Source organism: Lichenifustis flavocetrariae (assembly GCF_026130545.1).
In the GTDB taxonomy this organism is placed as follows: Bacteria; Pseudomonadota; Alphaproteobacteria; order Rhizobiales; family Beijerinckiaceae; genus Lichenihabitans; species Lichenihabitans flavocetrariae.
This window is the reverse complement of the sequence record NZ_JAMOIM010000127.1, coordinates 1-1,109: the sequence shown is the minus strand read 5'-3', so window position 1 is coordinate 1,109 and position 1,109 is coordinate 1. Positions and strand designations below refer to the sequence as shown.

General features: G+C 64.1%; 1 protein-coding gene. It reads right to left on the bottom strand.

All coding sequences use genetic code 11. The features are described from left to right. Nucleotides 1-106: 106 nt before the first annotated feature. Nucleotides 107-943, bottom strand: coding sequence for a cytochrome b/b6 domain-containing protein (locus tag M8523_RS36145; RefSeq protein ID WP_282589619.1), 837 nt, complete (start codon nt 941-943; stop codon nt 107-109). Nucleotides 944-1,109 lie beyond the last annotated feature (166 nt).

The window sequence follows — 1,109 nt, the reverse complement described above, 5'->3', positions numbered from 1 at the left end:
GAGTTGCTGATCCGGTCGCATCCGACCAGCATCGAACCGCCCGCAACGGTGGTCAAGCCACCGAGGGCGAGGCCACCGAGGATACGGCGACGCGGAAGCAGGATCGTCATCGGCTGGCCTTTCCCGGCAGGCGGTAGAATCCGGTGACCATCGAGCGCACTTCGTTCCAAGGTCCCGCGAGCAGCACCATCGTGAGATGGATCACAATGAAGCCCGCCAAGCCGGAGGCGCAGATGAAGTGGATGGAGCGGGCCGACTGGCGTCCGCCGAAGACATCCAGGAGCCAGGGCCAGCCCGCATTCACGCCAGGCGACATGGCGAGTCCGGTCAGCACCATCAGCGGCAGGAGCACGAACAGGACCGACAGATAGGCGAGTTTCTGCAGGACGTTGTACCGGCGGGCCGCCTCGCCGGTGGGGAAGCGCAGGCGCGCGTGGTTGGCGATGTCGCGGAGGAGGTGCCGGGGACGAAGCTCCTCGGCCTTGGGGGCGAGGTCGCGTTGCAGGTGGCGGGTGAGGACGCTCCAGACCCAATAGACGAGAGTGGGAATGACGAGGAACCAAGCGAAGAAGAAGTGCCAGCTCCGACCGGCCGCGAGGTCGTAACTCGTCGGGATTGTGACTAGCGGCGGGAAGGCGACGTCCTGCCCCTGGGCGTAGCCGAGAACGCCCGTGGTCGGAACCGTGAGCGAGCCGATGCGGAGGAACCCATGCTCGTCGTTCGAACCGATCTCCAACCAGCTGTGATCGTCGTCGGCCCCGTATTGACCCCAGTAAAGCTGGGGATGCGCGTTGAAGATCATCATGCCGCTCATGAGCATGACGAAGATCGTCAGAGCGTTGACCCAATGCCAGATCCGCGTCGCGAGGCGATGCCGGTAGACCGCCTCGCGCGGTTCGCCGGCGGTCATAGCCGAGCCGCTGGTCAGGACCGCTTCCGTCATGGTTGAGACCTTTTTACCGATTGTCGACAACCTGCCGACCGGTGCCGACCCTTCCACGATAGCCGGACACTGGTCAGTCATTCGTTCCCGAAGGCAACAGGTTACAGGAGTTCTGGGGGACATCGGGTGTTGAGTGGCCCGACAGGGTCAAAGGCGGCAGCTTTTC

What these genes read in the sequence shown, in the direction of transcription:
- M8523_RS36145 (WP_282589619.1), bottom strand. Translation starts at nt 943, where the DNA reads ATGACGGAAGCGGTCCTGACCAGCGGCTCGGCTATGACCGCCGGCGAA.